At 79.5% G+C, this 3,115-nt stretch carries 2 protein-coding genes; both read right to left on the bottom strand.

Annotation, left to right across the window (positions count from 1 at the left end):
- Positions 1-823, bottom strand: an 823-nt coding sequence (locus tag GTR00_RS17775; protein WP_166612910.1) for an EamA family transporter, incomplete at its 3' end; no start/stop codon positions are given.
- Between the two features lie 93 nt (positions 824-916).
- A partial coding sequence (locus tag GTR00_RS17770; protein WP_166612909.1) for an ATP-binding protein occupies positions 917-3,115 on the bottom strand: 2,199 nt, incomplete at its 5' end.

The raw sequence follows: 3,115 nt of genomic DNA, 5'->3' as shown, positions 1-3,115 counted from the left end.
CACCGGCACCGCCCGCCACCACGAGGGCGATGCCCAGCGCGCCGGGGAGCCCCAGCCGCTGGTGCAGCACGATCGCTCCGACCGCCGCCGCGAGGGCGGGTTCCAGGGCGGTGAGGGTCGCGAACGTCGCCGCCGGCAGCCGCCGCAGGGCGATCAGCTCCAGCACCGAGGGCAGCACGGGCATGAGCACCGCCAGCCCCAGCGCCCGGCAGGCCGTCGCGGCGTCCAGGTGGGCCACGGCCGTGGCGGCTCCCCGGGGCGTCAGGCACGCGGCGGTGACCGGCAGGGCCAGCGCGACGCCGTGCAGCCCCTGGACGCACCGGCCGACCCGGGCGGTGAGCACGATGCAGGCCGCCCACGCCAGCGCTCCCGCGGCCGCGAGCGCCAGGCCGGCGGGGTCGGCGTCCCCGCGCCACGGCCGGGTCAGGGCCAGCACCCCGGCCAGGGCCATCGCGGGCCACAGCAGGCGTCCCCGCCCGCGCGTGCGCACGGCCAGCGCCAGGGGCCCCAGGAACTCCACGGCCACGACCGTGCCCAGCGGCAGGCGCTCCAGCGCCGCGAGGAAGCAGGCGCTGAGCACCGCGCCGGCGAGGCCGAGGGGCACGACCGCCCGCCACTGCTGGGCCGTCAGGCGGCGCACCCGCGGGCGCACGAGCGCCAGCAGGACCAGGGCGCCGGAGGTGGCGCGCAGCCACGCCGTCCCGGCGGCTCCCGCGGTGCCGAGCAGCGGGACCGACCAGGCGTCGCTGAGCTGCACGCAGGTGAGGGAGGTGACGGTCAGCGCGGCGGCGCCGCGGGCCCCGCCACCGGTCGCGACGGGCATCGGCACGGCTGCTCCCCGGACGGTTCCCCGGCGGGCCGCCGGACCGCGTCACGGTGCTCCCGGGTCCTTGCAGGATCCTTGACGCCGGCGCCCTCACCGCGGACGCTGCTGCCCGCCGGGGCGAGCCAGCGCCCGCTGGACGGTGTGCTCCAGCGGTGCCCGCCGGCCGGCCGCGCGCGCGTCGGCCGAGCGCTCGTCGCCCAGCGCCGCCAGCAGCGCCGCCGTGAGCGCGGCGAGGTCGTGGCGCTCCACCCCCGGCACGGGGACGGCCAGGCGCGAGCGCAACCCCTGCGCCGCGCCGAGCAGGTGGCCCGCCCACGGCGCCCGTCCCGCGCGCAGCTCGGCGGCGGCCAGGGCGTCCAGCACGCTGGCCGAGCGCCAGCGGTCCCCCAGCTGCCAGTGGGTGCGCAGGCTCTCGGCCAGCAGGTCCCGCGCGCTCGCCGCGTCGTCCTCGCGCAGCGCCACCACGCCCAGCAGGTTCAGCGACCACGCCACGCCCTCGCGGTAACCGGTGGAACCGGAGTGCTGCAGGCTCTCGCCCAGCAGCGCGTGCGCGGCGGGCAGCTGCCCGCGCGAGGCGGCGACGGCGCCCTGCACGAGCAGCGACCACGCCCGGCCCTCCCCGTCGGCGGCCGAGGAGAAGAACTCCAGCGCGCCGGCGCACTCCTGCAGCGCCTCCTCCCACGAGCAGTCCAGCCAGGCGACGAAACCCAGGTAGTTGCAGGAGCGGGCCACCTCCTCCGGGCGGCCCGCGGCCCGCCACCGCTCCCGGCTGTCGCGGTGCAGCGCGCGGCTGCGCGCGTAGTCGCCGCGCTCGCGGGCCACCGAGCCCAGGGACTGCAGCACGTGCGCGGTGCCCGCGGCGTCGCCCAGGGAGCGCTGCAGGTGCAGCGCCTCCTCCAGCCGCTGCTGCGCGAGGGCGTAGTCGCCCTGCAGGTAGGCGAACCTGCCGGCCGCGCCCAGCGCCTCGGCGCGCAGGTCCGGCGGCGCCGACGGCGCGGCGCCCAGGGCGGCGTCCAGCCAGTGCCGCCCCACCGCGTAGTGGCCGCGCAGGTACCAGAACCGCCACAGCGCCGACACCAGCCGCAACCCGTCCTCGGGGGACGCGCCGGCGGCCCCGCCGGTGCCCACGGACCACTGCAGCGCCCCGATGAGGTCGGCCACGTCGCCGTCCAGGAGGTCCAGCCACCGCTGCTGCGTCGGCCCCGTCAGCCGCGCCCGCGCGACGTGCGCGAGCGCCGCGTAGTGGGCCAGGTGCCGCTGCGCGGCGTCGTGCGCCTGCTCGATGGACAGGTGCTCGGCGGCGAACACCCGCACGCTCTCCAGCAGCCGGTACCGGGTGGGCCGGCCGCGGTCGGCGACCGCGAGCAGCGAACGGTCGATCAGCGCGGAGACGAGTTCGAGGGTCGAGCGCCCCGGCGGGTCCGGCGTGCGCACGCCGTCGGCCGCGTCGAGGGTGAAGGCGCCGTGGAAGGTGGCCAGCTCGGCGAGCAGCCGCTGCTCGTCCCGCGGCAGCAGGCGGTAGCTCCACTCCAGGGTGGCGCGCAGCGTGCGGTGGCGGTCGGGCAGGCCGCGGTCGGTGGCGACGAGCACCTCCAGGCGCTGCTCCAGGGCGTCGGCGACCTCCTCCAGGGACAGCACCCGCAGGCGCGCGGCCGCCAGCTCGATCGCCAGCGGCAGGCCGTCGAGGCGGCGGCACAGCCCCGCGACGGTCGCGGCGTTGGCGTCGCCGAGCGCGAAACCGGGCCAGGCGGCCGCCGCCCGCTCGCACCACAGCTGCACGGCCGGAGAGCGCGCCGCCTCCGCCGCCGAGCGGACCGTCCCCGGCGGCAGCGGCAGCGGCGCGACCGGGCAGAGCACCTCCCCGTGCACCGCGAGCGGTTCGCGGGAGGTGGCCAGGACCCGCAGCCCGGGGCAGCCGCTCAGCAGTTCCCGCACCAGGTCCGCGCACGCGGCGGCGAGGTGCTCGCAGCTGTCCAGGACGAGCAGGGCGACGCCGTCGCCCACGTGCTCGACCGCCGCCCGCAGCGGGCCGCCCCCGCCGGGGTCCTGCCCGCCCAGGGCGGAGGCGACGACCCGGGCGAGGGCCGCGGGGTCGTCCAGGGCGGCGACGTCCACCCAGGTCGTCCCCGCCGGGAACCCGTCGCGCGCGGCGGCCAGCACGGCCAGCGCCAAGCGGGTCTTGCCCGCTCCCCCGGTCCCCACCAGCGTCGTCAGCCGGGCCCGGCGCAGGCAGGTGCCCACCTGCGCGAGCTCCTCCGCGCGCCCGACCAGGGCGCTCAGCGGTTCGGG

It is taken from the genome of Kineococcus indalonis (genome assembly GCF_009906395.1).
GTDB lineage: Bacteria > Actinomycetota > Actinomycetes > Actinomycetales > Kineococcaceae > Kineococcus > Kineococcus indalonis.
Note: the sequence above shows the minus strand (reverse complement) of the source record. Positions and strands in the feature narration are given on the sequence as shown.